The organism is Mesorhizobium sp. M0174 (assembly GCF_040322275.1).
Classification (GTDB): domain Bacteria; phylum Pseudomonadota; class Alphaproteobacteria; order Rhizobiales; family Rhizobiaceae; genus Mesorhizobium.
On record NZ_JAMYTB010000009.1, the window covers coordinates 161746 to 187512 of the forward strand.

General features: G+C 62.7%; 26 protein-coding genes. 10 read left to right on the top strand and 16 right to left on the bottom strand.

The features are described 5' to 3' along the window. The first annotated feature begins 54 nt into the window (after positions 1–54). On the top strand, positions 55–1257 hold the full coding sequence (locus NKJ13_RS20055; RefSeq protein WP_352737380.1) for an MFS transporter: 1203 nt from the start codon (positions 55–57) through the stop codon (positions 1255–1257). An 88-nt stretch (positions 1258–1345) separates the two neighbouring features. On the opposite strand, the gene NKJ13_RS20060 is transcribed toward NKJ13_RS20055, so the two are convergent. Beyond that, on the bottom strand, positions 1346–2248 hold the full coding sequence (locus NKJ13_RS20060; protein WP_352737381.1) for a sigma-70 family RNA polymerase sigma factor: 903 nt from the start codon (positions 2246–2248) through the stop codon (positions 1346–1348). A 204-nt stretch (positions 2249–2452) separates the two neighbouring features. Here NKJ13_RS20060 and NKJ13_RS20065 point away from each other — a divergent pair, with 204 nt between their 5' ends. The 6 genes from NKJ13_RS20065 (at position 2453) to NKJ13_RS20090 (ending at position 9555) form a co-directional block, all read left to right on the top strand. Beyond that, a complete protein-coding gene (locus NKJ13_RS20065; protein ID WP_352690351.1) occupies positions 2453–3859 on the top strand; it encodes a DHA2 family efflux MFS transporter permease subunit in 1407 nt (468 codons plus the stop codon). Between the two features lie 226 nt (positions 3860–4085). Beyond that, a complete protein-coding gene (locus NKJ13_RS20070) occupies positions 4086–4421 on the top strand; it encodes a hypothetical protein (RefSeq protein ID WP_352690348.1) in 336 nt (111 codons plus the stop codon). Continuing rightward, the gene (locus NKJ13_RS20075; protein WP_352737382.1) at positions 4421–5614 is read left to right on the top strand and encodes an acyltransferase family protein; all 1194 of its coding nucleotides are present in this window, start codon (positions 4421–4423) and stop codon (positions 5612–5614) included. The genes NKJ13_RS20070 and NKJ13_RS20075 overlap by 1 nt, the downstream gene beginning before the upstream one ends. 2 nt (positions 5615–5616) lie before the next feature. After that, a complete protein-coding gene (locus NKJ13_RS20080) occupies positions 5617–6723 on the top strand; it encodes a glycosyltransferase family 2 protein (protein WP_352737383.1) in 1107 nt (368 codons plus the stop codon). 48 nt (positions 6724–6771) lie between these two features. Then, the gene (locus NKJ13_RS20085) at positions 6772–7758 is read left to right on the top strand and encodes a glycosyltransferase family 2 protein (protein ID WP_502899842.1); all 987 of its coding nucleotides are present in this window, start codon (positions 6772–6774) and stop codon (positions 7756–7758) included. Between the two features lie 9 nt (positions 7759–7767). Next, the gene (locus NKJ13_RS20090) at positions 7768–9555 is read left to right on the top strand and encodes an ABC transporter ATP-binding protein (protein WP_502899840.1); all 1788 of its coding nucleotides are present in this window, start codon (positions 7768–7770) and stop codon (positions 9553–9555) included. Between the two features lie 852 nt (positions 9556–10407). Here the strand turns inward: NKJ13_RS20090 and NKJ13_RS20095 are convergent. Then, positions 10408–12606: a sensor domain-containing diguanylate cyclase gene (locus tag NKJ13_RS20095; protein ID WP_352737384.1), complete on the bottom strand. Its 2199-nt coding sequence runs from the start codon at positions 12604–12606 to the stop codon at positions 10408–10410. 301 nt (positions 12607–12907) lie between these two features. On the opposite strand from NKJ13_RS20095, the gene NKJ13_RS20100 reads away from it, so the two are divergent. Together NKJ13_RS20100 and NKJ13_RS20105 are read left to right on the top strand one after the other, a co-directional pair. Further along, the gene (locus NKJ13_RS20100; RefSeq protein WP_254819423.1) at positions 12908–13129 is read left to right on the top strand and encodes a hypothetical protein; all 222 of its coding nucleotides are present in this window, start codon (positions 12908–12910) and stop codon (positions 13127–13129) included. Positions 13130–13241: 112 nt separating this feature from the next. Beyond that, entirely contained in the window at positions 13242–13946 is a 705-nt protein-coding gene (locus NKJ13_RS20105; protein WP_352507144.1) for an SOS response-associated peptidase, read from the top strand. On the opposite strand, the gene NKJ13_RS20110 is transcribed toward NKJ13_RS20105, so the two are convergent. Then, a complete protein-coding gene (locus tag NKJ13_RS20110) occupies positions 13943–14203 on the bottom strand; it encodes a hypothetical protein (protein WP_352737385.1) in 261 nt (86 codons plus the stop codon). The genes NKJ13_RS20105 and NKJ13_RS20110 overlap by 4 nt on opposite strands. A gap of 3 nt (positions 14204–14206) precedes the next feature. Continuing rightward, entirely contained in the window at positions 14207–14467 is a 261-nt protein-coding gene (locus NKJ13_RS20115; RefSeq protein ID WP_352507145.1) for a hypothetical protein, read from the bottom strand. Positions 14468–14603: 136 nt separating this feature from the next. Between NKJ13_RS20115 and NKJ13_RS20120 the strand changes: the two genes are divergently transcribed. Beyond that, positions 14604–14780, top strand: coding sequence for a hypothetical protein (locus NKJ13_RS20120; protein ID WP_352705670.1), 177 nt, complete (start codon positions 14604–14606; stop codon positions 14778–14780). A gap of 56 nt (positions 14781–14836) precedes the next feature. On the opposite strand, the gene NKJ13_RS20125 is transcribed toward NKJ13_RS20120, so the two are convergent. The 12 genes from NKJ13_RS20125 to NKJ13_RS20180 form a co-directional block, all read right to left on the bottom strand. Next, complete coding sequence (locus NKJ13_RS20125; RefSeq protein ID WP_352737386.1) at positions 14837–16123, bottom strand: hypothetical protein; 1287 nt, start codon at positions 16121–16123, stop codon at positions 14837–14839. Further along, positions 16087–17028 carry a KAP family P-loop NTPase fold protein gene (locus tag NKJ13_RS20130; RefSeq protein ID WP_352737387.1) on the bottom strand — a complete coding sequence of 314 codons (942 nt, stop codon included), beginning with the start codon at positions 17026–17028 and terminating at the stop codon, positions 16087–16089. The genes NKJ13_RS20125 and NKJ13_RS20130 overlap by 37 nt, the downstream gene beginning before the upstream one ends. A 181-nt stretch (positions 17029–17209) precedes the next feature. Further along, entirely contained in the window at positions 17210–17416 is a 207-nt protein-coding gene (locus NKJ13_RS31610) for a BA14K family protein (RefSeq protein WP_502899839.1), read from the bottom strand. A 161-nt stretch (positions 17417–17577) separates the two neighbouring features. Further along, the gene (locus NKJ13_RS20140; protein WP_352737388.1) at positions 17578–17727 is read right to left on the bottom strand and encodes a hypothetical protein; all 150 of its coding nucleotides are present in this window, start codon (positions 17725–17727) and stop codon (positions 17578–17580) included. Between the two features lie 14 nt (positions 17728–17741). After that, the gene (locus NKJ13_RS20145) at positions 17742–18065 is read right to left on the bottom strand and encodes a DUF2934 domain-containing protein (RefSeq protein WP_352737389.1); all 324 of its coding nucleotides are present in this window, start codon (positions 18063–18065) and stop codon (positions 17742–17744) included. 121 nt (positions 18066–18186) lie between these two features. Beyond that, complete coding sequence (locus NKJ13_RS20150) at positions 18187–18825, bottom strand: BA14K family protein (RefSeq protein WP_352737390.1); 639 nt, start codon at positions 18823–18825, stop codon at positions 18187–18189. 178 nt (positions 18826–19003) lie between these two features. Next, positions 19004–19774, bottom strand: a complete 771-nt coding sequence (locus NKJ13_RS20155; RefSeq protein WP_352740101.1) for an ABC transporter ATP-binding protein — start codon at positions 19772–19774, stop codon at positions 19004–19006. A 32-nt stretch (positions 19775–19806) separates the two neighbouring features. Further along, complete coding sequence (locus NKJ13_RS20160; RefSeq protein WP_352778041.1) at positions 19807–20805, bottom strand: ABC transporter substrate-binding protein; 999 nt, start codon at positions 20803–20805, stop codon at positions 19807–19809. Between the two features lie 64 nt (positions 20806–20869). Continuing rightward, the gene (locus NKJ13_RS20165) at positions 20870–21718 is read right to left on the bottom strand and encodes an ABC transporter permease (protein ID WP_352740105.1); all 849 of its coding nucleotides are present in this window, start codon (positions 21716–21718) and stop codon (positions 20870–20872) included. Positions 21719–21762: 44 nt separating this feature from the next. Then, positions 21763–23127: an LLM class flavin-dependent oxidoreductase gene (locus NKJ13_RS20170; protein WP_352740107.1), complete on the bottom strand. Its 1365-nt coding sequence runs from the start codon at positions 23125–23127 to the stop codon at positions 21763–21765. A 53-nt stretch (positions 23128–23180) separates the two neighbouring features. Further along, positions 23181–23738 (bottom strand): FMN reductase, encoded by a 558-nt coding sequence (gene msuE, locus NKJ13_RS20175; protein WP_352740109.1) that lies wholly within the window; start codon positions 23736–23738, stop codon positions 23181–23183. A gap of 605 nt (positions 23739–24343) precedes the next feature. After that, positions 24344–25735 (bottom strand): Nramp family divalent metal transporter, encoded by a 1392-nt coding sequence (locus tag NKJ13_RS20180; RefSeq protein WP_352740111.1) that lies wholly within the window; start codon positions 25733–25735, stop codon positions 24344–24346. Positions 25736–25767 lie beyond the last annotated feature (32 nt).

A 25767-nucleotide genomic window follows, 5' to 3' on the forward strand; every position in this document is an offset into this window, starting at 1 on the left:
GAAGCTCGAAAAGGTCGTGCCGTATCAACGGTTCCGGCATGGGAGAAAATTGAAATGAGCCTTCCCTATCGTTGGGTTATCGTCGCGGCTGGCGCGCTGATGACCTGTGTCGCTCTCGGGGCGATGTTCTCGCTGGCGATCTTCCTCGAACCGATGGCGCTCGACACACAATGGTCGCGCGCCGGCATATCGAGCGCGATGACGCTGAACTTCCTGGTAATGGGCCTCGGCGGCTTCGCCTGGGGCGCCATTTACGACCGTTTCGGCGCCCGCATCGTCGTCATGACCGGCGCCGTGCTGCTCGGCCTGGCGCTGGTGCTGGCCAGCCGCACCGGTTCGCTGCTCGTTTTCCAGTTGGCCTACGGCGTGCTCGTCGGCCTCGCGGCAAGCGCCTTCTTCGCGCCGATGATCGCGCTGACCTCCGCCTGGTTCGAAACGAACCGCAGCCTCGCCGTCTCGCTGGTCTCGGCCGGCATGGGCGTGGCGCCAATGACCATCTCGCCCTTCGCGCGCTGGCTGATTTCGGCCTACGACTGGCGCACCGCGATGTTCGACATCGGCATAACGGCGTGGGTGCTGCTACTGCCGGCCGCGCTTCTGGTGCGCCAGCCACCCAAACCCGCTGCCGAAGGCGCTGCCCCAAGCGTTGCCGCCGAGGGTGCCGGCATGACTGTTCCGCAGGCGCTGCGCTCGCCGCAATTCATCGTGTTGGGACTGACTTTCTTTGCCTGCTGCGCGGCCCATTCCGGGCCGATCTTCCATATGGTGAGCTATGCGATGCTGTGCGGCATCGCGCCGATGGCAGCGGTCAGCATCTACAGCATCGAGGGCCTGGCAGGGCTGGGTGGCCGGCTGCTTTACGGCGTGCTCGCCGACCGGCTGGGCGTCAAGCCGGTGCTGATCACCGGGCTGGCCATACAGGCCGTGGTTATCGCCGCCTATCTGGCCGTCAGCGAGCTTGGTCAATTCTACACGCTCGCCGTCATCTTCGGCGCCACCTATGGCGGCGTCATGCCGCTCTATGCGGTGCTGGCGCGCGAATATTTTGGCCAGCGCATCCTCGGCACCGTGTTCGGTGCCGTAACCATGCTGTCCAGCCTTGGCATGGCTTTCGGCCCGCTCGCCGGCGGCATGGTGTTCGATGCCTATGCCAGCTATTCTTGGCTGTTCATCGGCTCGGCCCTTGTCGGGCTTGGTGCGATGGCGATTGCGATCGCCTTCCCGCCGCTGCCGCGCAGGGAGTTGCAACCGGCTTAAAGCAGGATCGACGAAAAAGGGCGGCCGCTTGGATGGCAAGCGGCCGCGATCCTGGCAGTGGTTGTTCGGCATTATGAAACGCGAATTGCTATGCCCGCAGAGGCACTACTTCGGCGCCATCAAGCGTGTAGCGCGCATAGCGGAAATCGCGAATTCTCGCCAATCTGTCGCCCGCCCATTCCAGCAGGATAAAGTATTTTGGCCCTCCGGCCGGGTCATCCGGATCGATCACAAGAATGGCTGGGTGCCGATCGACCTGGCCTGGAAGCAGTTGCCAATCGTGGATACCCGCGTAATTGTGGAAGTATCGGCCCACTTTCGCGCGGCCGCTCGCCCGGAGCCGGTTGACGAGGTCAAGCCGCACGTCTTCGGCCAACATGTCGCGGATCGCATCGAAGTCGCGGGCGTTGAACCGATCTACGTAGGCTGCCAGACGCGCCCGCTCGGGCTCGGTCAACACCGGCACAGGCCGATCGTCAGGCTCGCCGGCGACCTCGCGCAGGCGCAGACGGCCGCGATGCAGAGCGGCTTTCACCGCCGGAACGCTGCTGTCGATAATGTTGCCGATCTCTTCGATCGTATAGCCGAGCACATCCATGAGGATGACGCTGCTACGCTGCGCCGCGGGCAGCCGCATGAAGGTCTGCAGGCTTGCGGCTGCAGTGTGACGACCCTCGGCCGACATACCGGGGTCAGGTATCATGTCGATATCATCGACGGCATGCGCGGCATCCGCCCTGGCGCGACGGCGCAGGTGGTCGAGCGCGGCATTGTGCGCGATGCGGAACAGCCAGCCCTCGACATTGGCTATCGGCCCGCTCCCGGGGAACGCCTCGAGCGCCTTGACCGTAGCTTCCTGAACGACATCCTCGGCATCGATCACCGAACCGGTCATGCGGGCGCAGTAACGGTGCAGTTTCGGCCGCAATTCGCCGAGCAGCCGGTCAAATGGCTCCCGTCCTTCTGGCGTGCCGATTGCGGATCCGGTCATCGCACAAGCGTCGATTTCATGCGTATCTCCCAGGCAGGGCGCCCGCCATCGCGGGCAGCGTCCTATAGACGCTCGACGATGGCAAAAGGATTCGGTCGAAAAAAACTTTCTTTAGCTGGAATCCTTTGGTGGTGCCTCCGCGTCACTGGATCACGGGCCCGCGAGACTGGCGGGCCATCTGTTCAAGCCGGAGGCGTCATAATCATGAGCAAGCAAAGTGCGGGGTCAACGAAGGTCTGGGTTCTCGCCCTCACGTCGATAGGCTCCTTGATGGTCGTTCTCGATGCGATGGTCGTGGCGACCGCATTGAGCACGATGCGGGTCGAACTCGATGCCTCGCTGGAGACGCTGCAATGGACGATGAACGCCTACAATTTGAGTTTTGCCGTCCTGCTTATGACCGGGGCGGCGCTCGGTGACAGGTTCGGCCGCCGCCGCATCTTCATCGCCGGATTGGCGCTGTTCGTCGCAGCGTCGGTTGCCTGCGCGCTCGCTGGAAATGCCGGATTGCTGATTGCGGCCCGCGCGGTTCAGGGCGCGGGTGCCGCAATGGTCATGCCGCTGGCCATGGCGCTGCTGAGCGTCGCTTTTCCTCCGGAGGAACGAGGCAAGGCGCTGGGTATCTTCAGCAGCATCACCGGCCTGGCCCTGATCATCGGTCCGATGGCCGGCGGTGCGATCTCCGAAGGCCTCTCCTGGCACTGGATCTTCTGGCTCAATGTTCCGGTCGGCATCGTTCTCATCCCGCTGGTGCTGCGTCGGATTCCGGAGAGTCACGGGCCGGGCACGGCAATCGATGTCCTCGGCGTCGTCCTGGTAACTGCGGCGGCATTTGGAGTGGTCTGGGGTCTGATGCGCGGCAACATCGTGGGCTGGAGCAGCTCTGAAGTGCTGTCGGCGCTGACGGCCGGGCTGCTTCTCGCCATCGCATTCGTCCTTTGGCAGTTGCGTACCCGTGAGCCCATGCTGCCTTTGCGGTTTTTCCGGGCGCGCGCATTCTCCTCGGGCGTAGGTGCGAACTTCCTGCTCTGCGCCGCCATGTACGGCCTCGTATTCCTGTTGCCGCAGTTTCTGCAGTTTTCCCAGAGCCGTGGGCCGCTCGGCGCCGGCATGGGATTGCTGCCCTGGACCGCCACGCTTTTTGTGGTCGCACCGATCGCCGGCAGCCTGATCAACCGCGTCGGTGAGCGCTGGCTTGTGGTGGCCGGATTGATCCTGCAAGCGGCCGGAATGGCCTGGCTGGCGCAGATCGCAGCACCTGATTTGCCCTACATCCAGCTCGTCGCGCCGCTGATCATTACCGGCGCAGGCGTATCGATGGCCATGCCTGCCGCGCAGAACGCGGTGCTCAATGCGGTTGCGCGGCCGGAGGTCGGCAAGGCTGCCGGCACGTTCAACACGTTCCGCTTTCTTGGCGGCGTATCTGGGATCGCGATCGCCGGTGCGGTGTTCGCCGGGACCGGAAGCTTCGCGTCCACCGATGCGTTCAGTGATGGCTTCACCTCGGCAATCGACGTCTCCGCTCTGCTCTCGCTCGCCGGTGCGCTCGTCGGAATGGGGCTGCCGGAGCGTCGCACAGTGGCGCTCGCGAACGCGAGCAAGGAGGCGTAACCCGGAGGCGGGAAGCTTGCGCGTGAGTGGGTCCCGCGAAGCAGCCCCTCCTTCAACACGCCTTCCTATTGGCCCGGCGGATGCGAGGGTGCCGCTCGCTATGAGGTCCCACAGCTGGTCGGCGCTCAGGTGCCTGGGGGATCCATCATAGGCCACGCGTCCGAGGCTGAGGACCACGATCCTGTCGGCCAGCGCCCGCACCGTGGAGAGATCATGCGCGACGAGGATGACGCCGGTGCTGCCGGCGGCGATCGAGCGGACGAGCTTCGCGGCGGCGGCGAGCATGTTGCATCGCAGCACCCCTGCCGCCGAAATTGGTCGGCCAAGGCAGGGTGTGAAAATCGTCAAAAATGGACAATTCGGGCTGGTTCCTGCTGTTTCTTGTGCTTTATTAGTAGCGTCTCACGTTCCTGTTTCAAATGTGTCAACTTTTTGTGTTGCGTTGCACAATGGTGGCCCTATTCTGGGTGAGGGGGGCGCTACCGATTGGAAATGCGCCGTGAACGACGCCGCCATGTTGACCGATTGGCAGTTTCGCCGTCCCGCCGGCGTACGCCGCTAATGGGAAATGCGCGCGACACCCAATTGGACGCGCTGAGGGCCATCGCCGTGACGATGGTGCTGTACGCCCACTTCTTCGCGGCCGGAGGATCCTCGTTCTGGGGCCATATTGGCGTGCGCCTGTTTTTCGTGCTGAGCGGCTTTCTGATCACGCGACTGCTGCTGGAAGCCAGAGCGGCCGCCGAATTCGAAACCGGACCGGCGCTGAAATCCTTCTATATCAGGCGGGCGCTGCGGATATTCCCGCCTTATTTCGCCGTGCTGGGTTTCGTCTGGCTGGTGGACCTGGAGCAGTCCAGAGGGTCGCTGGCCTGGCATGCGCTCTATCTGTCGAACTTCTGGTACGCATCGCAGAATGAATGGACGCCCTGGCTGCTCTGCCATTTCTGGAGCCTGAGCATCGAGGAGCAGTTCTACATCGCCTGGCCGCTGATCATCCTGCTGGCGCCGCGCCGGCGCCTGGAATCGATCTGCATCGGCGTTATCGCGCTGTCGCTGGCCTATCGCTTTTATTGGCCGATCGCGGGAACGCCCAGCCTGGCGCGCGACCTGCTGCCGCCGGCGTCTATGGATGCACTGGCGTCAGGCGCGCTGCTCGCCGCCTACCGGTCAAGAGCTGCTGGCTTGCCGCAATGGCTTCGAGTTGGCTGGCCGGGGCTCGCTGCGGCGTTTTTCGTTCTGCAGTGGTTTGCGCCGACGCCTGCAAATCCGGTGCAGGAATGGGGCCTCTGGCTGCTGTTGCAGATCCTGCCTGTCGCGCCGCTGGTGGTCATCGTTGCAAGCTGTTCGAGGGGCATTGGCGGGCGCGCCGGAAAACTTCTCGAACTGCCGCCGCTGCTCGGTTTTGGCCGCATCAGCTACGGCGTCTATCTCTACCATCCCATTGTGCTGGCGCTGGTCGTCAAATCGCAGCCGTGGATCCCGCTCAACGTCTCCGAGCAAGGGCCGGGGCGGTTCCTGGTGGCGGGAACGGCAACGCTCATGCTGGCTTCGGTCTCGTGGCTGCTTTTCGAGAAGCCACTCAACAGCCTCAAGCGCCACTTCCCCTATGTCGCTCGAAGAGGCCCAGGCGCCGCCCCGGCAGGCATCGACGTGGGCAATGCCGGATGGCTTGCGGCCGGAGCATATCTGGGCAGGCCGCTTGATGGCGCACCACGCTTGCCGCGCAAGCTGCAACAAACCGATCGGGGCTGACTATGGCTGCTGCTCCCTTGGTCTCCGTTCTGCTGCCGATCTACAATGCGGGACCTTATCTGGCCGCTGCGCTGAGCAGCATCCTGCGCCAGGATTACAAGCATCTTGAGGTCATCGCCATCGATGACGGCTCGACGGACAACTCGCTGCAAATCCTGCGGAAATATCGCCAGGCCGACAGCCGCATCTCGATCATCTCACGCGAAAACCGCGGCCTGATCGCAACGCTGAACGAAGGCTTGGCCATGGCCCGCGGCGATCTGGTTGCCAGGATGGATGCCGACGACATCGCGTATCCCCAGCGCCTGTCGCGGCAGGTAGCACTGTTCGACCAGCAGCCTGACCTCGCTCTATGCGGTGCAAGCTTCGACACGTTGCTCGGCAACCGCATCGTCAGGGGGTCGCCCGATCCGATATTCCAGGACAATAGCCTGCGCATATTGTCGATGTTCTTCACGATCTTCATGCATTCAACGGTCGTTTATAACCGGAAGGTCATCGAAGACGGCGTTCTACATTATGACGAGAGCTACAAGCACGCCGAGGATTTCGACCTGTTCAGGCGACTGACTGATCGCTACCCGGCAGCAATGATCCCCGAAAGCCTCATCGCCTATCGTATCCATGACGACAGCGTGACCAACAGGCACAAGCGCGAAATGCGCAGGACGCATTTGAAGATCGTCGCCGAGAACCTAGAACGCGAAGGGCTCGCACAAGAGACGCAGGACCTCCGCGCCACCGGTGATGTCCTGTCGATGGAGACGATTCGCCGTGCCGCCGAATGGATCCTCGCGCTGGAAGAAAGGATAGCCGCGCTTCCGGTCGAGACGAGGCCGAGCTACCAGGCCGGCACGCTGAACCTGTTCTATTTCCTCTATCAGCTGATATCGGGAGAAAGACAGCCGCTGCTGATGCACGAATTCCTGACACGGACGGCGAAATGGAAACTCATCCGGCGCCGCGAGCAGTACGTGTTTCGCACCGGTGCTTTCGCGCCGCGCTTCAGTCTCGCCTCGATGTCGGTCACCAGGCAGGTGGATGCCCTGTCGCGGTATCTGCAGTCCGTGCCGGCCGCGGCGGTTTTGCCTTCGAACCAGTTGAGCTAGCAACCCATGTTCGTCAAATCGCACCAGCTCCAGCAACGCGGCCGCTCGATGATGCCGGCGGCCATGTCGCCGCGGCCGCAGCAAGGACCGGCGCCGGCGGTCAGCTTCATTGTCTGCACACGCGACCGTGTCGCCGTACTCGAGCCCTGCATCAGCTCGATCCAGGCCGCGTGTCGTGCCCATGCCGACTTTGCCGCCGAGCTGGTGGTTGTCGACAACGGCTCGACCGACAGCACGGCCAAACGGCTGGCCAGCATCGCCGAACTGTCGGACATCCCGTTCACTGCCATTTGCGAGCCGCGACCCGGATTGGCGGCCGCGCGCAACGCCGGGCTGGAGCGGGCGCGGGGCCGCGTGCTGGTCTTCGTCGATGATGATTGCGCGGTTCACAAGGATTATCTGCGCGATCTGCAGCGGCACTATGCGGCCGGCGAACGGGTCATCCGCGGCGGCCGCGTCGAGATCGGCGACCCCCGCGACCTGCCGTTCACCATCAAGTGGTCGCCGGTGCGCGCGCGGCTTACGCCGGATGTCCATCCCGGCGGCTTCGTGCTTGGCTGCAACATGACGATGCACCGCGATGTTGCCGCCCGAATCGGGCGTTTCGACGAACGCTTCGGCGCCGGCGGCCCGCTGCGCTCCGCGGAAGATACGGACTATCTCGTCCGGGCCGTGCTGCTCGGCATTCCGGTCGAATATGTGCCCGACATGACCATCTATCACCATCACGGCCGGCGCGACCGCAAGGCCATCGAAAAGCTGCATCGCGATTACAGCATGGGCAATGGCGGGCTTTGCCTGAAGCATATCCGCCACGCGCCGTGGCTGCTTCGGCATTTCTACTGGTCGATGAGGGCAGCCTTGCGCGAACTGAGGAAAGGCCCGCTGTTCGATCGTGAACTCAAGCTGTCGCACTGGCCGATCATCGGCATGAATCTGCTCGGCGCGGCCAAGTTCGCGGTGCTTTTGCTGGCGAAATCGCCAAAGACAACGGAGATGCGACAGGAGCAACAGGCAAATGCCGAGGCGAGGTGATCCGCTATCATGCGACTGATGCCGCCCAGCCTGCCGATGCTGCGTCGCGCGCTCGGGCAAAAGCAGTTGCGCCTGCTTCCGGCCGTAGTGGTGCTCGGGCTGCTCAGCGCGGCACTTGAAGGCTTCGGTATCGGCCTGATCATCCCGTTGCTGAACATAATCATGGGGCAACAGGGGCAGACCGGCATGGCAGGCTTTTCCGCCGTCTTCCAGCATGTCGGAGCGAGCCTGAGCGAACGCGACCGGCTGATCGTCATATCGGTCGCCATCCTCGGCTCGATCGTTCTGAAAAATCTGTTCGCCTACGCCAACACGCTGCTGACCACCTTCATCTACGGCAAGGCCAGCCATTCGATCCGCAGCGCGCTGTCGGAGCAGCTGGTCAGGGTAGGGTACCCGTTCTTCCTGCAGCAAAGTCCCGGGCGGCTGCTCAACATCATCTCCAACGAATCCTGGCGGGCCTCGGATGCCATCCAGATCACGCTGGGGGCAATCGTCAACGCATCGGCCGCGATCATCCTGCTGACCTTCCTGCTGCTCCTGTCGTGGCAGATGACGTTGCTGGTCACGCTGGGCCTGGCGCTGGTGCAGGTCGCGCACGCCATGCTGTCCGCCAATCTGAAGGCGCCGAGCCGCAGCGTCGCCTCCCGTAACAGCCAGCTCGCCTCACAGATGCTGCATCTGGTGCATGCCGGGCGGCTGATCCGCATCTTCGGCCAGGAGCAACGCGAGAAGGCGGCATTCGACCAGGCGTCGGATGCGGTGCGCCGCGCCGCCTTCGTGCTTTTGACCCGTCAGGGAGCGTTGCCGCCGCTGACCGAAATCCTGCACGCCATGCTGTTCCTGGCGGTGGTGATCGGCGCCTGGTTCGCCAATGTCAGCTTCCCGCTGATCGTCGCCTTCGTCATCCTGCTCTACAGGCTGCAGCCCTATATGCGGTCTTTGCAAATGGCCTGGAGCCAGCTGCAGGGCCTGAGCGGATCGCTTGAAGAGGTGACGTGGATGCTGGACCCATCCGGCAAGCCCCAGCCGCCGCAAGGTGACGCGGCGTTCCCCGGGCTCAGCCAAGGCATCAAGTTCGAGGACGTCACCTTTACCTATTCCGGTTCGGAACAGCGCGCGGTGGTGCTGCATGCGGCGAGCTTCGACCTGCGCAGCGGCCGCTCAACCGCGCTGATAGGCCGGTCGGGCGCCGGTAAGACGACGATCGTCAATCTCCTGTGCCGCTTTGTCGAACCGGATAGCGGCAGGATCCTCGTCGATGGATCGCCGCTGGACCGCATCGACCCCAGCCAGTGGCGAAAGCACATTGCACTTGCCAGCCAGGAGCTGGAACTGGTCGACGGCACGATTTTCGAAAACATTGTCTACGGCCAGGACGCCGCCTCGGCCGACGATGCCGAGCGCGCGGCAAAACTGGCCGAAGCGCATGGCTTCATCGAGCAACTGCCGCAAGGCTACAGGACCGTCGTCGGCTACCGCGGCGTTAACCTTTCAGCCGGACAGCGGCAGCGGATCGCACTGGCCAGGGCCCTGGTGCGCGATCCCGATATCCTCATCCTCGACGAAGCCACCAATGCTGTGGACGGGCTATCGGAAGCGGCGATCGTCGAAACGCTGAAGTCGCGCGCCGGCCGCCGCACCACCATCGTCATCAGCCATCATCGCAGCACCATCTCGTTCTGCGACGACGTCGTGATCCTGAGCCACGGCCGCGTGAAAAAGCAGGCACCCTTCGCCGCGCTGGCGACGCTCAGCATGGACGAGCTTTACCAGCACGAGGCGCTGGAGGGCTGAGGGCGACCCCGCTGCGCGCGCTGTGAGGTCGTCTCGAATGTCAAGCCAGGTCAAGCATCTCAGGGATGAGGAAGACCTCCGCCATGCTTCTCTGCAGGATTTCTGGGGTGATGTGTGATCCCGAGCTTACCCGCCTTCGATCTGGAGCATACAGAACCAAGGGTCCGCCAGCCAAATCCAGCAATGGCAGGCGGACCCCAATCAGCGCATGAAGGGACTGATTCTGCGCCGATGTCTCCTCGAGGAGGTGACGCCATCAACTGAAGACGGGCGCAGTTGTTCCCGAAACTGCCTGTGCACGGGACCATTGCGCAGGCAGGTCAGACTTAGGTCCCTGCGAACGGGCATCGCTGGCTGTGAGTGAAGATCGGATCGGCTCGGTGGTAGCGAAACTTCGTCCGGGGATAGATGCAGCCATCGGGTTCCGGGGCATGCGGCTCGGCGCTGATCATGGGCGTCGATCGATCCCCGCACGGCTGATGCGGAGGGCGCTTGCATTCCTGCGGAATGCGCATCCAATCCGGCGCCAACTGAAGTTGTCCAGGCGGGACAGGGCTCAGCGGTCGTCAAGCTGTTGCTAATATGCAGCACAGGCAGCGCTCTATGAACACCGTCGCTTGGAACCGCTACCTCCGGCCAACCGTTGGTGTCACAATGACAAAATAAAAAAGTGAGGCTGACGATGGACCCGCGGCAAAACAACACGTTGGAGATCTGGTGTCTTGCAGCCGTTCCGCTGTCACTGCTCCTTACGGTGTTATTAGCCGGATTTATTCTTTAGTCGAACCCAACGAGGCCGGCTTGGCCTTCGTGCGAGCGTCGCTTGGCAATCAGCGGCAAGATGGCGTCCGGCTATTTTTTGGGAGCCGTTACCAACTGGATTTGTCGCTCGCCGGGGGCGCTGTTGCGCGCAACCACGACCCGATCGCGACCCTCACCCTTGGCCTCGTAGAGCGCATGATCCGCGGCATTTGTGAGTTCGGCCCAGCCCGCTCCGTGGTCGGGGTAAGCGGCCACCCCGAACGAAACGGTAACAGTGCCCAGCGTCCTGCCTCGATGCGCCAGGTGAAGCTGTCTGATTGCCTGGCGCAGCGCCTCCGCCCGCTCAGCACCCTCTTCAAGCGAGCACCCCGGCATCACAAGGGCGAATTCCTCGCCGCCATAGCGCGATACGACATCGCTATCCCTGGCATGCTCGATCAAGGTGGCGGCAACTTGCTTCAACACCAGGTCACCGGCCTCGTGGCCGAACGTATCGTTGAACTGTTTGAAATGATCGACGTCAAGCATCATGACGACCAATGGCTGACCCGAGCGCTCCATTCGGCGCAGTTCACGGCTGCTGGTCTCCTCGAGATACCGTCTGTTGAACAGACCGGTATTCGGATCGCGGATCGATTGCTGCCGCAGCGTCTCGCGCAGGCGCAGATTGGCCAGCGCCAATGCCAGCGTGTCGACGACGCCGCGCAGGATCTGCTGCCTTTCAGCCAGCCATTGCGGTTTGTCCGCCGCATTCGGTTCACACAAATGCAAGATGCCCAGTGTTTCGCCTTGCGCCGCCAGCGGCATGCAGACGTAACCCTTGCCGCCATTCTCGGTGATATGGGCGCAACGCGGCGACAACATGCCCGGGCCGGCGACATGCTCCTGGCCGCGCCGCAACGCCCAGCAGTCTTCCGGCGCAAATTGGCCAGCGCTCGACCGGACGGCGCCCCAATGCGCTACCTCTTCCACCAGGTTACGCGAGGCGCTGGTCAGGTGGACGGTTCCGCTTAAGCCGCCGAGGAACTCGGCCATGGCGGTGCCGACCACTGAAAACGCTTCAGGAAACGTAACGCAGGCCTGCAGCAGCTCCCCCAGCTTCACCAGACGGGACGTTGTTTCCGACTTCTCGTGCAATTCGCGGTTCAGCCCAGCCAGCTGATTGGCACGCTCGTTCACAACGCTCTCCGCGCGGCGCAGTTCGCTGATGTCGTTGAGCGTGAGGACGAGGCTTCCGTCCGACTTGCTGAGCGGACTGCAACTCGCGATCACCGGCAAATGCGAGCCGTCCAATTTGGTCAAGCGCACTTCGCCCTGGTGTTGGCGGCCCGAGGTCAAGGCCAGCTCGATGGGAGACGTCCCGGCGGCGAATTCGTCGCCTTTCGGATCACGTATCGTCATGACCGAGCGCCACTCCTGGCCGACGATCTTGTTGGCGCGCCGCCCGATCATCGAGACCGCCGCGGGATTGACGCTGGCAATCCGGCCATCACCGTCGAGGACGGCAATGCCTTCAGCCGCCGTCTCGACGATATCCTCGATGTGGGCCCGCGCCGATTCCAATTCGGCGGCCATCATGTTGAAGCCGTGCGCCAGCTGCCCGAACTCATCTTTGCCGGTGTAGCTTACACGCGTCATGGCATTGCCTTTGGCCAGCGATTCCATGCCTCCCATCATGCCAGAAAGGCCGGTACCGAAACGACGCAGCAGTACAGCGGCGAATCCCGCCGCAACCAGCATGGCGGCTGTCGCGCTGAGGCCAACCAACCAAAGCATGTTGCTGGTGCGCCGTTCGGCATCGCCTAGCAACGGGTCGTATTCCAGGAGCACGGCACCGATGATCGTGTCCTCGGGATGTTCGATCGGAACGACCAGCATGTCGTTGGCCTCATGAGCATCCTCAAACCTGCGGGAGATGCCATCTTTCAGAGTCTGGCCGACTTCATCGCCGGCGTCGTGATCGAACTTGTCGCCGACCTTGTGGTCCTCGTCGGAAGCGTGGGCCAGAAGGACCTTGTTGCGATCGACGACCAGGAAATCCCTGCGCGAACCATGGTGCTGATGCTCCAAAAACTCCCGGAGCGCGTCGGGTCGGTCGAACAGCGACGGCGCCCCATCGGATGACCTGAACACGATCGTGTTGGCCAGTTCGCGCGCGACATTGGTCGCTTCGGTCAACCCCAACGCCCTGATCGCCGCCATCTGCGTGAAAATCGCAACGCCGCCGACCACCCCGATCAAAGCCGCGGCGGCCATCATACTGAGAAGGATCTGGCTTTTGATGCGCACGTCACAGGCCCACTGAGAACGACAGCATCATAGATGCCCGATCAAGCCAGCATTTCATTTCCCGCCTTTTATTACCAAATGCTTATCAACGTCCTAACAATTAGCCTGCCCGAAGGCCGGGTTTCGATCGGGTCGGTACGCGGCGCTTGCCCACCGGACCCGGTGCGAGGCTGCACATCTGACCTCGCACAGCCCCGGTACGTTTCTTACACAATCTCTGATTGGTGGACTCGCCCGACGCCATCGACGTTAATTTTGCGTTAGCGACAGGAGGGGGGAGATCGCTAAAGGGAGGAAGAAAATGAAAGAAAACTACGATCTGACGATCGACTACGACGACGACGAGCCTTACGACAACAAACCCTACGATCTGGTCACATTCGCGAGAAAGCACGGGCTCAACATGCGAGCCGCCGAGCTTCTCCTTTTCGCCAAGGGTCCGTCCCGAGCGGCCTGCGATGCCGCGGCCAGGGCTTTTCTCGCGGCAGTCGCCGCACAAGCTATGAGACAATCGGCGCGGTAGGTCTCACAAAACCATTGCTGACACGGCCTGCCGTGTCAGCAACCCGACGGACAGCGCTGGAAATTCCGGGCCGTTTCCAACAAGATGCCTGAGCATCCGGGAACGGCCTGAAATGTGCAATCTTTACAATATCACGACCAGCCAGGAGGCCATTCGCCAGTGGACCCGCGCCTTGCGCGATATCCTCGGCAATCTCGAACCCTCCATCGACATCTATCCCAACCAGCCAGGCCCGGTGGTGCGCAATGCGCCGGACGGCGAACGCGAATTAGCCAATCTGCTGTGGGGCATGCCGACGCCACTGGAGCGGGTCAAGGGCAAGGCCGACTACGGCACCACCAACATCCGCAATCCGCAATACGGCCACTGGCAGCAATATCTCGGCATCGAGAACCGCTGCGTGGTGCCCGTCACCAGCTTCGCCGAGCCCAGCCCGACGCCCGGCGACAAGGACCCCGAGACCGGCATTCAGCGCAACTTCTGGTTTGCACTCGGCGAGGACCGCCCGCTGTTCTTCTTTGCCGGCCTGTGGACGCGCTGGCAGGGCATTCGCAAGGTCAAGGACGGCCCCGCCGAGCACCAGGTCTATGGCTTCATGACGACCAGGCCCAACGCGCTGATCGCGCCGATCCACGACAAGGCAATGCCGGTGATCCTGACCACGCCGGAAGAAACCGAGGCTTGGCTCAGCGCGCCATGGTCGGAGGCAAGACACCTGCAGCGCACGGCGCCCGATGACGCGCTAGTGATCGTCGACAAACCGGCGACGCAGATCAAGTTTCCGCAGCAGGCGCCGGCGCAAGGCTCATTGTTTTAGCGCTTGAATTTCTGCAGCACCCAGATGTAGCCCTTGGGCGGATGATCCTGATCGATGAACTGCGTCTTCACCGTCGTGTCCTTGCGGCTGCATCGCTTGCACCTGAACCTGATCGCTTCCAGCGGTTTGTTCCAGCCCACCACCTGGGCCACGTCATTCGCCCTGAAGCGCCCGACGTGGTAGCAGTGGCCGCACTCCACGATAGGCAGCATGTTGGCCTTGGCGGCACGCCCAACGCTGTCCATCGGCCCGGCCATGGCTCATTTCCGGGTCGAGTAATCCTCGGGGAGGGGAAGCAGGCCAAGCTCCGCCATCCGATAATCGGGCTCCTTCTCCGCTACGCTGGCCAGCACCTCGTGCAATTTCTCGACAAGCCCGTAAAGCTGCCAGAACAGCTCGCCATGCGCCTTCAGATGCAGCTGCGACGACAGCACCGTCCGGCGCAGGCTCAAAGCGTCCCTGATGATCGCCTCCGCATCCCTCGCCGACAGCCTGTCGAACCGGCTTTTTCGTCTGCCCATCGCGGCTCTCCTCGATTTGTGAGCAACCGCCCCACCTACTGACAAATAGGAAGGCATTCCTCGCAGAGTCAATTCGCTCTTGACACTTTTGTTCCCGTTTTGTTCAATTTCAACAGGAACGCTCGGAGGCACCGCCATGGACCACATCGTGACGCTGGACAGCCGCCAGGAGGCTGCGCTGCAGGCCATCGCCGACAGGTTCATCGCCCGGCATAAGGGCGATGCGGTGAAGGCGCTCAAGGAGATGATTGTTTTGAATGGGCATCTGCAGGAGCGACTTGACGCGGTGGAGAGCCGGCGGGCAGCGCGGTAGGGGTGCAGAGGTGGCGAGACCCGGACATCCAGTTGGGCGATGCGGTTGACGCGCCGTCATCCTTCATGTTGTTCATCTCGCGTCTCTTCCGGCGACTGGCCCTTTAGCAGTTGCTCGGACCCGCGCACAATCTCTGTCAGCAGATTTCGCTGGTCCTTACTCAGGTCGGACTTTAGGTGCTTCTTCCCTGCTTCGACGAGCAACGACAAATCGTAGAACTGCGGCTCAGGAGCGTCTCGCATTGTATATCGGCGCTCTTTCGTTCCAACGCTATAACTGACCAAGCCTCTGCCGGCTTTCGCCATGAACTCGGCGCTCTCGGATATACCAGCAGCAAGCCACGCCTTAGGAGCCGCCGCACCAGCGATATGCGCCCACGCCCTAGTGAGGTCAAAATAGAATGGTGCGGCTTCCAAAGTGCCGTCGTGAGCCGCGGCTTGGATTTTCGTGATGAGAATGGCACCGAGCTTCTCGAAATGCTCCTGACTGACTACTGGCCGTTCGCCGGAGTCGGAGCGAAATACGCCTAGTTCACGGCCACGATCGACATATATGTCGGCTGCAAATGCTGGTGAGGCAGCTTTTTCGAATGCTGCAATCAGGTGGCTACCTGCCTCCTCCACCCCCCACTGCTCCAGCATATTCCAAATAAGAAACCCGAGCTGTGCCCGCGGCGATAGCCCAAACATATTACCGTCCCAATCAATACCGATGACGTCTTCACCGATCCGAAACAAGGCATCCAGAAGGGCTTGGGTCGGCTGCGCAGGACGGCTTGCACGGTACTGCACGCGCAATTCGTCAAGGAGCTTGGCGATCATCAGTTCGCCACGGCTATTTCTCTTTCCGCTGTAGCTTCGAATGATGGTCTCGATCGCGTCGGCATCTTCCAGATTCGACATAAGATCGTTGATGACCGCCTTAGGAATTGCATCGGAAGACGGGTGAAGACCAAAGTAAGCGTCATAGCCGGCTTCGCTCCCAATACCACGTCGTTTGGTCACGTCTATGAAGGCTTCATCACCAGAGGCTTGCTGACCTTCTAACCATTTGGCCGCCTGCGGGAACAGCACTGATAGCACCCGAAGGACCTGCGGCTGGACTTCGTCGGGGATTCGCCGTTTGAGGCCCTCCACTGCGGTCTTCCTCACGTCGTCTTGCGCCATAACAAAGCGCCCTTCCGTGAAGAGAAAATCTCTGCTGTCTCGAATCCAGTTGAACGAGCCTTGGTCAAACAGTCTCACCCCTTCAATAGCGAGGAGGTCTTGAGCGTCAATTTCTCCCTCCAACGCTTGCCAAGAGAATTTCAGAGTTTCACCACATCGCGTGGCGACCGTATCCACCGCCGAATCCCGTCGCGGACGATGTAGTGCCAGCGCGAGGTGTCCTCAGTCGTGCCGGTTAGAAAGGAGATCTCCTGATCAAGGATGGTAAGAAGTGCGTTCTTGGCGGGCCGCGGAAGTTCAATTTCTTGCTGAACGATTTTCTCCGCGAAGCGCGGTCTTCCACGATCCGTCCCGTGATCCAAAGCTTCCCAGACTATATCGCGATCGTAGGCCAAAAGATAAACGACGTTGGGCAGTTGGCCGATGCTTTTTACCATCTGCATGATCGATTTCACGTCTTTGTTTTCTAGCCGATCCATATCGTCGATCGTGACTACAAAGCGTCTGCCGCTACGGCCAAGTTGACTTTTCAAGTCCTCATATGCCGTTTGCAAAGACGGATTTTCGAGGTACCGACCTAATAGTGCGTTGACCGACTTCTTTGCCAAGTTGCCTGCAAATCCGGAAGCTGCACCGCCGCTCGGGTCGACAGTCAAGGCCACAGTCGCCGCAGCGTCCACCAGATTATCCGTTGTTCCGCTAATCAACCCGGCAATCCAATTCTGAAACCGCGTCCAACGGGTGCCTTTCGGTCCTAGTCTCTCCGACAGTATCTTGAAGAAAGCGACAATCAGATCCTGATGACCGGACACAATCCAAGGCCGAAAATCGATATGGGTTATCTGATCATTTTCGTGCTCGGCGTTGTGTTTCTTCAAATATTCTAAGATGAAGTTGAGCGCGGTCGACTTCCCACTCCCCCACTGGCCGTGAACGCCGATCACGTAGCCGTTTGGTGCTGTCATTTTGATGATGACTGTCGCTATCCGCTTTGCAAACGGAGCATACCCTAGACGGTCATCCCGCCAAGGGTTGGATTTCGGCAGATCGTCGCCCAGCTTATAGCCTTTTTCCTCAGCCACTGCGAACACCCCCCAATATTGCAGACCATCTATCTGCAACCAGCCGGTACAAGCAATTCTTCACTGGGAGACTATCGCCCGTCGCGCGATATTCCGACGACACATGTAACAGATCGCCTACTTCCGGAAGGTGCAGCACATAGATGCCGACCGACGCGCGCCAGGCGCCCTCAGCGCCCACCTATTGGCACTGCCTGCGCGGGCCGCCGGAATAGGGCTGGTAGCTGTTGTCTTCCGGCCGATAGGAACGATAGTGGCTGAAGCAATATTGCACGTGGTAGGGCGGAAGCCAGGCGGCGCCGGTTTCATCCGGCGGGACCTCCATCGAAGCGTCGTTCGCCTCGACGTAGTCGCTGCCATCGGCGGGGAGTTGCGCGGTCGGCAGCACCGCATCGAGATAGGGCGAGATGCAGGGGCGCCGCTCCGCTGTAGGACCGTCCCTTGCCCTGTAGGAGCGGTAGCGGCTTCGCGACGCCTTGTTACGGGCTGGAATTCAGGTTCCGCCAGGCATTCCGGCGCGGCTGCCTGGCAAGCGACGGCACGCCGCCCTCAATGGCGCTTGAAGTACTGCACCTCCCGTTCGTGCTTCTCGGCGGCCTCGCGGGTATCCAACGTGCCGAGATTGCGGCGCTTGCCGGTCTTTTCGTCCTTCTTGCGCGAATAGAGGCGGTATTTTCCGTCTTTGAGTTTTCTGATCATCTGTCTCTCCCTGGCTAGGGCCGGCGCTTCCCCTTGAGGTTGCGCGCGGCTTGCTCGATCGCCGCCCGGTCGTTGCCCAGCCTGTCGATCAGCTCCTGCGCCTGTTCGCCCGATATGCCGGTGCGCACCGCCAGGGCCTCCACCGTCAAGACGTCGGAGCTCGCGACCTCGCGGGTTTCCGGCAGGGCATCGCCTGCCGTCAGCGGCAGGGCTGCCTCCCTGTCGATCTCGGCCTCGGCCCGGTGCCAATGCCGCTCGGGATCGCCATGGATCCCGCCTTCACGTTCCCAGATCTGGTATGCGCGCTCACGAATCTTGTCTTCCCGGTCGTCGCCCATGTTGATTTCTCCTTTGGGTATCGGATGAACGCCGTGCCAACCCGAACGATCCAAGAAATCTGCGTGATCGTTGGTCGCACAAGGCGCCATGCACTGCGGCCGCCAGCCACCGCGGCCCGCGCTACTCGCACTGCCGGCGCGGCCCGCCGGAATATGGCTGGTAGGTGTTGTCTTCCGGTCGATATGACCGGTAGCGGCTGAAGCAGTATTGCACGTGATCGGATGAGAGCTCGGCGTCGCCGGGTTCATCCGATGGGGCGTAGCCCTCCACCGACGATGTATCGCTCGCCTCGACGTAGCTGCCGTCATCGGTGATGTCGAGATAGGGCGAGATGCAGGGGCGCTGTTGGCCGCTGTAGGAGGTGTAGCGGTTGTCGTCCGGCCGGTAGGAGCGGTAGCGGCTGGCGCACCATTCGACATGAGCGGCGGGCAGCGCTTGCTGCTGCTCTTCCGCTGGTGGCTTGATGGAGCCGGTGGCGGTGGCGTCGGCTGTCGAAGCTGCGGCGGTGTCGGCGGGTTTGGAGGTGCGATCAACTTCCGAGGTGCGAACGGGAACCGGGCGGGCCGGGAGGCGCTCGAGGCGCTGCGAGGCCGGGTTTACCGGGCGCGGATCCTTGGCCCACAGTTCGGCGACGCTGGAGACCGGGGCGGCCGGCGGTACCGGCTTGGCTATCAATAGCCAGGTGGCGAAGGCGAGACCGCTGGCGAATACGGCGAGCGTCAGGACGAAGCCGCCAAAGATTGCGAACAAAGCTTTCATGCCGCGCTCCTTTGCCTCCCGGTTAAGGAAATGCCGAGGCGGGGAATCCGGTTCCAGGAAAGAGCGTAGTGCAGGGCACTCGAAGGAAGGCCCATCTCCGTCTCGGCTTCGCCGAGACACCTCTCCCCGCTTCGCTCCCGCTTCGCGGGACGCGGGATCCAAGCCTCTTAGGCGGCTTTCAGTGCAGCCCGAATTCGCGCAGCAGTTCTTCGCGGTAGCGTACGAAGCGGCTTTCGCTGCGCTCGCGCGGGCGGGCCAGGTCGATGTCGATCAGCCGCGCCGCGCCGCCTTTCTCCTTGGGCAGGATCAGCACCCTGTCGGCGAGGTAGATCGCTTCCTCGAGGTCGTGCGTCACCATCACCATGGTGACGTTCTCCTCGCTCCAGATGCGCGCCAGTTCCTCCTGCATGCCGATCTTGGTCATCGCGTCGAGCGCGCCCAGCGGCTCGTCAAGCAGCAGGATCTCGGGCTGCACGGTCAGGGCGCGGGCAATGCCGACGCGCTGCGCCATGCCGCCCGACAGCTGCCTTGGAAACGCATCGCCGAATTCGGCGAGGCCGACGAGCGCGATATAGAAGCGCGCCCGTTCCTCGGCGTCGGCCTTCGGCACGCCGCGCACTTCGAGGCCGAAGGCGACGTTGCCGAGCACCGTCAGCCAGGGCAGCAGGCGCGGTTCCTGGAAAATCACCGCGCGCTCGGCGCCGACGCCGTGCACCGGCTTGCCATCGATGGCGACGCCGCCGCTGTCGGCCGCCTCCAGTCCGGCCAGGATGCGCAGCAGCGTTGTCTTGCCTGACCCGCTGGCGCCGACGATGACCAGGCATTCACCCGAGCGGATGTCGAGATTGAGGGTCCTCAGCACGGCAAGCGAACGCCCGCCGATGCTGAACGATTTGGACAGGTCGCGTATGCTGACCTCACCGCCGCTTGTGCTGCTCATCGCGCTCATCTCCCAGCTGATTGCCTTGCCGGTTGGCCTTGTCAGTTGGTCTTGGTTTCGCCGGGCCGGTAGAGGATGTCTGCTGCCTTCAGCTTACCCTTTGGCAGGCGGCCGTCGCGTTCGAGCACGCTGACCCAGAAATCGATGTCGCGGTCCGTCGCCTTGGCCCCCTGGCGCAGCCCGAAGCCGGTCCAGTAGCGCGCCAGCTCGCCGTTTTCGCCGCGCTTGTCGAGGATATTTGCCAGCACCTTGCGCGCTTCGTCGGGGTTCTGCAGCGACCAGTCGGAGGCGCGCGCCGACTGCTCGACGAAATTGCGGGCGGCGTCGGGATGCGCGGCGATGAAGTCGCGCCTGAGCACGACGAAGCCGCCGGCCAGCTCGCCCAGCACGTCGGTGTCGTTGAACACGCCGCGCACGCCGCCATTGTCGACCAGCGCCCCGGCAAACGTCGCCTGCCAGTAGCCGAGCGCCGCGATGTCGACCTGGCGGGAGCGCAAGGTCTGCTCGAGCTGCGGTCCGGGTACGACAACGAGATTGGCGGCGTCCGGCGACAGGCCGACGCTGTGCAGCGCCTCGCGCACGGTGTAGTCGAGATGGGCGCCGAGCGTATTGACGGCGATGGTCTTGCCGGCAATGTCGGCGATCGATTTGATCGGGCTGTCGTCGAGCACGTAGAAGACGCTGCGCACCTTGCTGTTGATGCCGTTGCTCGGATAGACGGCGACGAAGTCGTTGCCGCCGGAGATCGAATTGATCACGGCGGCGGTTGCGGCCGAGCCGATATCGACGCTGCCGGAGGCGAGCGCAAACAACGATTCCGGGCCGCCGCCGGAATAGCCGACATTCTCGACCTCGATACCGAGGCCTTTGAAATAGCCGAGCTCGCCGGCCAGCTCATGCGGAGAGATGCTGCCACGGCTGGCGAGGGAGCGGAACTTGACGGGTGCGGCTTCGGCAAGGGCGAAGCGCGGCAGGCTGGCGGCGAGAAGGCCGGCGGCGAAGGGCGCGCCGGCAAGCAGGGAACGGCGGGAGATTTTCATGGTCCGGTCTTCCTCTGTCTGGCCCGGTTCGGGGGCCTGGTTGGGAGATGGCGAAAAAGGCTGCTCAGTCGACGGCATTGCTCCAGCGGCAGAGCCGCCGCTGCAGGCTGACCAGCGCCTGGTTGGCGATCAGGCCGAGGCCGGCGAGGATGACGATCGCCGCGAACATCAGCGGGATCTGGAAGTTGTACTGCGCGTTCATCACCTGGAAGCCGATGCCCTTGTTGGCGCCGATCATTTCGGAGGCGATCAACAGCAGCAGCGCCGTGGTGGCGCTGAGCCTCAGCCCGACGAAGATCGAGGGCACCGCGCCGGGCAGCACGACGCGGCGGAAGACGGTGAGCTGATTGGCGCCGTAGACGCGGGCCATTTCGAGCAGTTTCGGATCGACTTCCTTGACGCCGCCGATGGTGTTGAGCAGCAGCGGGAACAGCGTCGCCCAGAAGATGACGAACACCTTGGACGCCTCGCCCAGCCCCAGAAGCAGGATGAACACCGGATAGAGCGCCAGCGCCGAGGTCTGCCGGAAAACCTGCAGGATGGGATCGAGCGCGGTTTCGACCGCGCGCACCTGGCCCATGAACAGGCCAAGCGGGATGGCGACCAGCACGGCGGCGGCGAAGGCGAAACCGGCGCGCTGCAGGCTGATGGCTATGTCGCCGAGCAAGGTGCCGCCGGCCAGCCCCTTCCAAAGTGCCGCGGCAATCGTGTCGATCGGCGGCAGCACCGCCGCGTTGACCCATCCGGCGCTGCTCGACACCTGCCAGAGTGCGAGGAAAGCTATGAGGACGCCGTAGCGCGCGAGGAAGCGAGCACCCGCCCGGCCGCCGAGGCGCAGGAAATCCGTGCCGATGCTGGTGTTGCGATCACGCGTGCCGATGCCGGCGGCCTGTTCGATGTGCTGCAAAGTCATCGTCTTTGCCTTTTGCTTCGAGGGCTTATCGGGCGCTTAGGGAGCTATTCGGCGGCCAGCACGGCCGGCCGGGCGGCGGTCCAGGGATTTTCCGGCCGCCTGAGGCCGAGGTTCTCCCGCAGCGTCCTGCCTTCATAGGCGGTGCGGAACAGGCCGCGGCGCTGCAGTTCGGGGATCACCAGCTCAACGAAATCGTCAAGCGCGCCGGGCAACCAGGGCGGCAGGATGTTGAAGCCGTCGGCGGCCTCGTTGCCGAACCATTCCTCCAGCTGGTCGGCGACCTGAGTGGCACTGCCGATGACGGTGTAATGGCCGCGCGCCGTTGCCACCCATTGGTAGAGCTGGCGGATGGTGAAGTTGTGCTCGTCGGCAATCTGGCGGATCAGCGCCTGGCGGCTCTTCATGCCTTCGGTTTCCCTGCTCGGCGGCAGCGGCCCGTCAAGCGGATAACCGGTGATGTCGAGCGTCTGGCCGGCCAGCCCGTTGAGCAGGGCGACGCCGTCCTCGGGCAGGATGAGATCGTTCAGCTGCTGGTATTTGGCGCGGGCTTCCTCTTCGGTGCGGCCGACGAAAGGTGCTACGCCGGGCATGATCAGCACCTGCTCGGGATCGCGGCCGGCGGCGATCACGCGCGCCTTGATGTCGCGGTAGAATTCCTGCGCCGACGCCAGGTTCTGATGGGCGGTGAAAATGACTTCCGCAGAATGGGCGGCGAGCTTGCGGCCGTCCTCCGACTGCCCCGCTTGCACCACCACCGGGTGCCCCTGCACGGGACGCGGCACGTTCAGCGGGCCCTTGACGCTGAAATGCGCACCCTTGTGATCGATGTCGTGGAGCTTGTCCTTGTCGTAGAAGCGGCCCGATTTCTTGTCGCGGATGAAGGCGTCGTCCTCCCAGCTGTCCCACAGCGCCTTGACCGTCTCGACATGCTCATGGGCGCGCGCATAGCGCTCGGCATGGTTCGGCTGGATGTCGCGATTGAAGTTGCGCGCGGTGTCGTCGCCGGCCGAGGTGACGACATTCCAGCCGGCGCGGCCATTCGACAGCAGGTCGAGCGAGGCGAACTTGCGGGCGAGGGTGTAGGGTTCCTCATAGGTGGTCGAGGCGGTGGCGATGAAGCCGAGATGCGTGGTGAGCGGCGCAAGGGCGGCAAACAGCGTCACCGGCTCGAAGCCGGCGATCTTGGCGTTGCCGCCTTCGCGGGCGCCGAGGCCGACGGTCAGATTATCGGCGAGGAAATAGGCGTCGAACAGGCCGCGCTCAGCGGTCAGCGCAAGCTGCTTGTGAAACTCGAAATTGGTCGCGCCGTCGGCCGGCGCCTCGGGATGGCGCCAGGCGGCGATGTGCTGGCCGCCGCCGGGCAGGAAAGCGCCAAGTTTGATTTGCCTGGATTTTTTGGATCGGGTCATTGCGGCGTGCTCCTGGATGGATCGGGACGGGGATCTCGGATCAGCGGCGTGTTTCAGGCGGCAAGCCCGACGCCGTAAGGCACTCCGGTTACCCGGCACGCCTCGGCCACCGCCTGCCGGGCACGGGCGTGGATGGCATCCGACGTCAGCACGCCATTGGCGAAGTCCTTGTCGGAGGCGTAGATCGCGGTCGGCATGGTCAGCGCCTCGAAGAAGCCGAAGAGCGGCCGCAGCTGGTGCTCGACGATCAGCGAATGGCGCTCGCCACCGCCGGTCGCGCCGAGGATGACCGGCTTGCCCCTCAGCGAGGACGGGTCGAGCAGGTCGAAGAAGTGCTTGAAAAGCCCGGTATAACTGCCTTTGAAAGTAGGCGAGCCGGCCACCAGGATGTCGGCGACCAGCAGCCGTTCGACGATGTTGCGGGCCGCCGGCTCGAGGTCGCCAAGGCGCCTTGCCTGCGGCAGGGACGCGCCGAGATCATCGATGTCGAAGACCGCCGAGGCCGCGCCGATGCTTTCGGCGGCTTGCCCGACAATGTGGCTGACGAACGCCTTGGTCTTTGAGGGCCGGGTCAAATTGCCCGACAGTCCCACCACGAGCTTTTTCGACATTCCCGGCTCCTCTCAAGCGCTCGATTTCAAGTCTGGTGATCATGGAAGTCTAGAGAGTTTGTAGAATTAAAAGAGCGAGAAAATTTCAAAAGCAGCGCGGTGAGCGGACAGAGTTTGCGGAACACCGCCCGTAATTGGTTCATTCAACGCGGTGTACCATGTCCTGGCGCCACCATCCCGGACGGCCTCGCGGTGCTGGGGGAAGGTGCGGGCGAAGCACAGGTCAAGGTGCTGGAGTGGCTCGGCGGCATGCGGTAGTTCGGTCAATCTTGATTCAAATCCGGCTGTGGATATTTGCTTTTGGGTAAATCCGGGCGGTCATCTTGCCGGCCGGCCGGTGGGCAAAAAGGAGAAGCCTATGACGAGCGACTTTGCCGCCGCACACCTGCACCTTGAACGAGCCTGCCATTATTTGCGCGGCGACGACGAGACGAGCCGCACGGCTCGTGCGGCTCTGGATCTCCTGGTCGATGCAATTGTCGCGGCCCAGTACACGCGTCCGCCTGCGGACGTTGTGGAATTTCCAAGATCGGCAAGGTTGCGATAGTTCCGCAAGCGGCAGAGGCAATCCAACCGGCGGGACAGCGCGCCTTTGTTCCGCCGGATCACAAGAACCAGGTCGCCACCAGGCCGATCGTCGCCGAGAAGATGGCGGCGGTTGTTGCCCAACCGAGTATGTTGGTGCTCCGGCTGTTCACCTGGTCGCCCATGATCCTGCGGCTGTTCGTCATCAGCATGATGAGCAGCAGCAAGGGCGGCGTCGAAAAGCCTTGAACGATGCCGGACCAGACCAGCGCCTTCATCGGATTGAAGCCGAGGAAGTTGAGGCCGGCCGCGATCGCCGTAAAGAAGCCGATGGTGAGATAGAATTTGGGCGCCTCTCGAGCACGGGCGTGCAGGCTGTTTTTCCAGCCGATGGCCTGTGCCACGTCATAGGCGGCGCCGGTGGTCATGACAGGAACGGCAAGGAAACCCACGCCGATCACGCCTGCGGCGAACAGAATGCTTGCGGCCTGGCCGGCGAGCGGACGCAGCGCCTCCGCGGCCTGTGCCGCTGTGTCGATGTCGTGGTGGCCCGCTTCGTAGAGCGTCGCGCCTGTCGACAGGATGATGAAGTACATGATGAGATTTGAAAACATCATGCCGATGAGGATGTCCCGGCGAGAGCGCCGCAGTTCACCCTCGGTGGCGCCCTTCCTTTCCTTGAGCGTCGCTCGCCCTTGGGCAATCTCCTCCTCGACCTCCTCGTTGGACTGCCACGTATAGAGATAGGCGGACAGCGTCGTGCCGATGATGGCGACCAGAATCGACAGGAACTCACGGTTGAATTCGATCCTGGGAAGCAGCGTTCCGCGTAGCACCGCCGCGGCATCCGGCTTGGCCAGAATGGCGGCACCGACATAAGCGAGCAGCGCCAGCGCCAGCCAGCGGAAAACGTTGCGGATCAAGGTATAGGAGCCGAAGACCTGAAGGGCGAAGATGAGGGCGGCGACGAACAGCACGATCACCGGAATGGGAAGCGGCACGAATATGTTGATCGCGGCGGCCATTCCGCCAAGATCCGCCGCCGCCTCGATGGTATTCCCGATGAGCACACCCAACAGCACGGACCAGAGCAGCCACCGCGGATAGAAGTCCTTGATGACGTGGAACAATCCGCGCCCGGATACCTGGCCGAGCTTCGACGACAGGTAGACGACCGCGTACATCATCGGCAAGGTCACCGGAGCCGTCCAGAGCAGGTCGGGTCCGAAGCGGGCGCCGGCGCTGGCATAGGTGCCTATCGCCGAACAATCGTCGTCGGCCGCCCCTGTTATCAGGCCAAGGCCGAGTGCTCGTCCTATGCCGCCATTCCTCTCCTCCGGTGAGTTGGAACGGTCAGAACCGGCCTGCCTCATTGCGATCGGACCGGGTTGGGATGGAAGGGCGTGGGCACGGCCTTCCATGCCACGATCGTAAGGATCGGTCGCGCCGCTGATCTCATTTTGCTTCCTCAACAACTTTGCCCAAACCCGGCGCGCCATGACTT

Excerpts from the sequence above, each read along its gene's own strand:
- NKJ13_RS20055 (WP_352737380.1), top strand. The coding sequence starts at position 55 with ATGAGCCTTCCCTATCGTTGGGTTATCGTCGCGGCTGGCGCGCTGATG.
- NKJ13_RS20060 (WP_352737381.1), bottom strand. The coding sequence starts at position 2,248 with ATGACCGGATCCGCAATCGGCACGCCAGAAGGACGGGAGCCATTTGAC.
- NKJ13_RS20065 (WP_352690351.1), top strand. The coding sequence starts at position 2,453 with ATGAGCAAGCAAAGTGCGGGGTCAACGAAGGTCTGGGTTCTCGCCCTC.
- NKJ13_RS20070 (WP_352690348.1), top strand. The coding sequence starts at position 4,086 with ATGACGCCGGTGCTGCCGGCGGCGATCGAGCGGACGAGCTTCGCGGCG.
- NKJ13_RS20075 (WP_352737382.1), top strand. The coding sequence starts at position 4,421 with ATGGGAAATGCGCGCGACACCCAATTGGACGCGCTGAGGGCCATCGCC.
- NKJ13_RS20080 (WP_352737383.1), top strand. The coding sequence starts at position 5,617 with ATGGCTGCTGCTCCCTTGGTCTCCGTTCTGCTGCCGATCTACAATGCG.
- NKJ13_RS20085 (WP_502899842.1), top strand. The coding sequence starts at position 6,772 with ATGATGCCGGCGGCCATGTCGCCGCGGCCGCAGCAAGGACCGGCGCCG.
- NKJ13_RS20090 (WP_502899840.1), top strand. The coding sequence starts at position 7,768 with ATGCGACTGATGCCGCCCAGCCTGCCGATGCTGCGTCGCGCGCTCGGG.
- NKJ13_RS20100 (WP_254819423.1), top strand. The coding sequence starts at position 12,908 with ATGAAAGAAAACTACGATCTGACGATCGACTACGACGACGACGAGCCT.
- NKJ13_RS20105 (WP_352507144.1), top strand. The coding sequence starts at position 13,242 with ATGTGCAATCTTTACAATATCACGACCAGCCAGGAGGCCATTCGCCAG.
- NKJ13_RS20110 (WP_352737385.1), bottom strand. The coding sequence starts at position 14,203 with ATGGCCGGGCCGATGGACAGCGTTGGGCGTGCCGCCAAGGCCAACATG.
- NKJ13_RS20115 (WP_352507145.1), bottom strand. The coding sequence starts at position 14,467 with ATGGGCAGACGAAAAAGCCGGTTCGACAGGCTGTCGGCGAGGGATGCG.
- NKJ13_RS20120 (WP_352705670.1), top strand. The coding sequence starts at position 14,604 with ATGGACCACATCGTGACGCTGGACAGCCGCCAGGAGGCTGCGCTGCAG.
- NKJ13_RS20140 (WP_352737388.1), bottom strand. The coding sequence starts at position 17,727 with ATGATCAGAAAACTCAAAGACGGAAAATACCGCCTCTATTCGCGCAAG.
- NKJ13_RS20145 (WP_352737389.1), bottom strand. The coding sequence starts at position 18,065 with ATGGGCGACGACCGGGAAGACAAGATTCGTGAGCGCGCATACCAGATC.
- NKJ13_RS20150 (WP_352737390.1), bottom strand. The coding sequence starts at position 18,825 with ATGAAAGCTTTGTTCGCAATCTTTGGCGGCTTCGTCCTGACGCTCGCC.
- NKJ13_RS20155 (WP_352740101.1), bottom strand. The coding sequence starts at position 19,774 with ATGAGCGCGATGAGCAGCACAAGCGGCGGTGAGGTCAGCATACGCGAC.
- NKJ13_RS20160 (WP_352778041.1), bottom strand. The coding sequence starts at position 20,805 with ATGAAAATCTCCCGCCGTTCCCTGCTTGCCGGCGCGCCCTTCGCCGCC.
- NKJ13_RS20165 (WP_352740105.1), bottom strand. The coding sequence starts at position 21,718 with ATGACTTTGCAGCACATCGAACAGGCCGCCGGCATCGGCACGCGTGAT.
- NKJ13_RS20170 (WP_352740107.1), bottom strand. The coding sequence starts at position 23,127 with ATGACCCGATCCAAAAAATCCAGGCAAATCAAACTTGGCGCTTTCCTG.
- msuE (WP_352740109.1), bottom strand. The coding sequence starts at position 23,738 with ATGTCGAAAAAGCTCGTGGTGGGACTGTCGGGCAATTTGACCCGGCCC.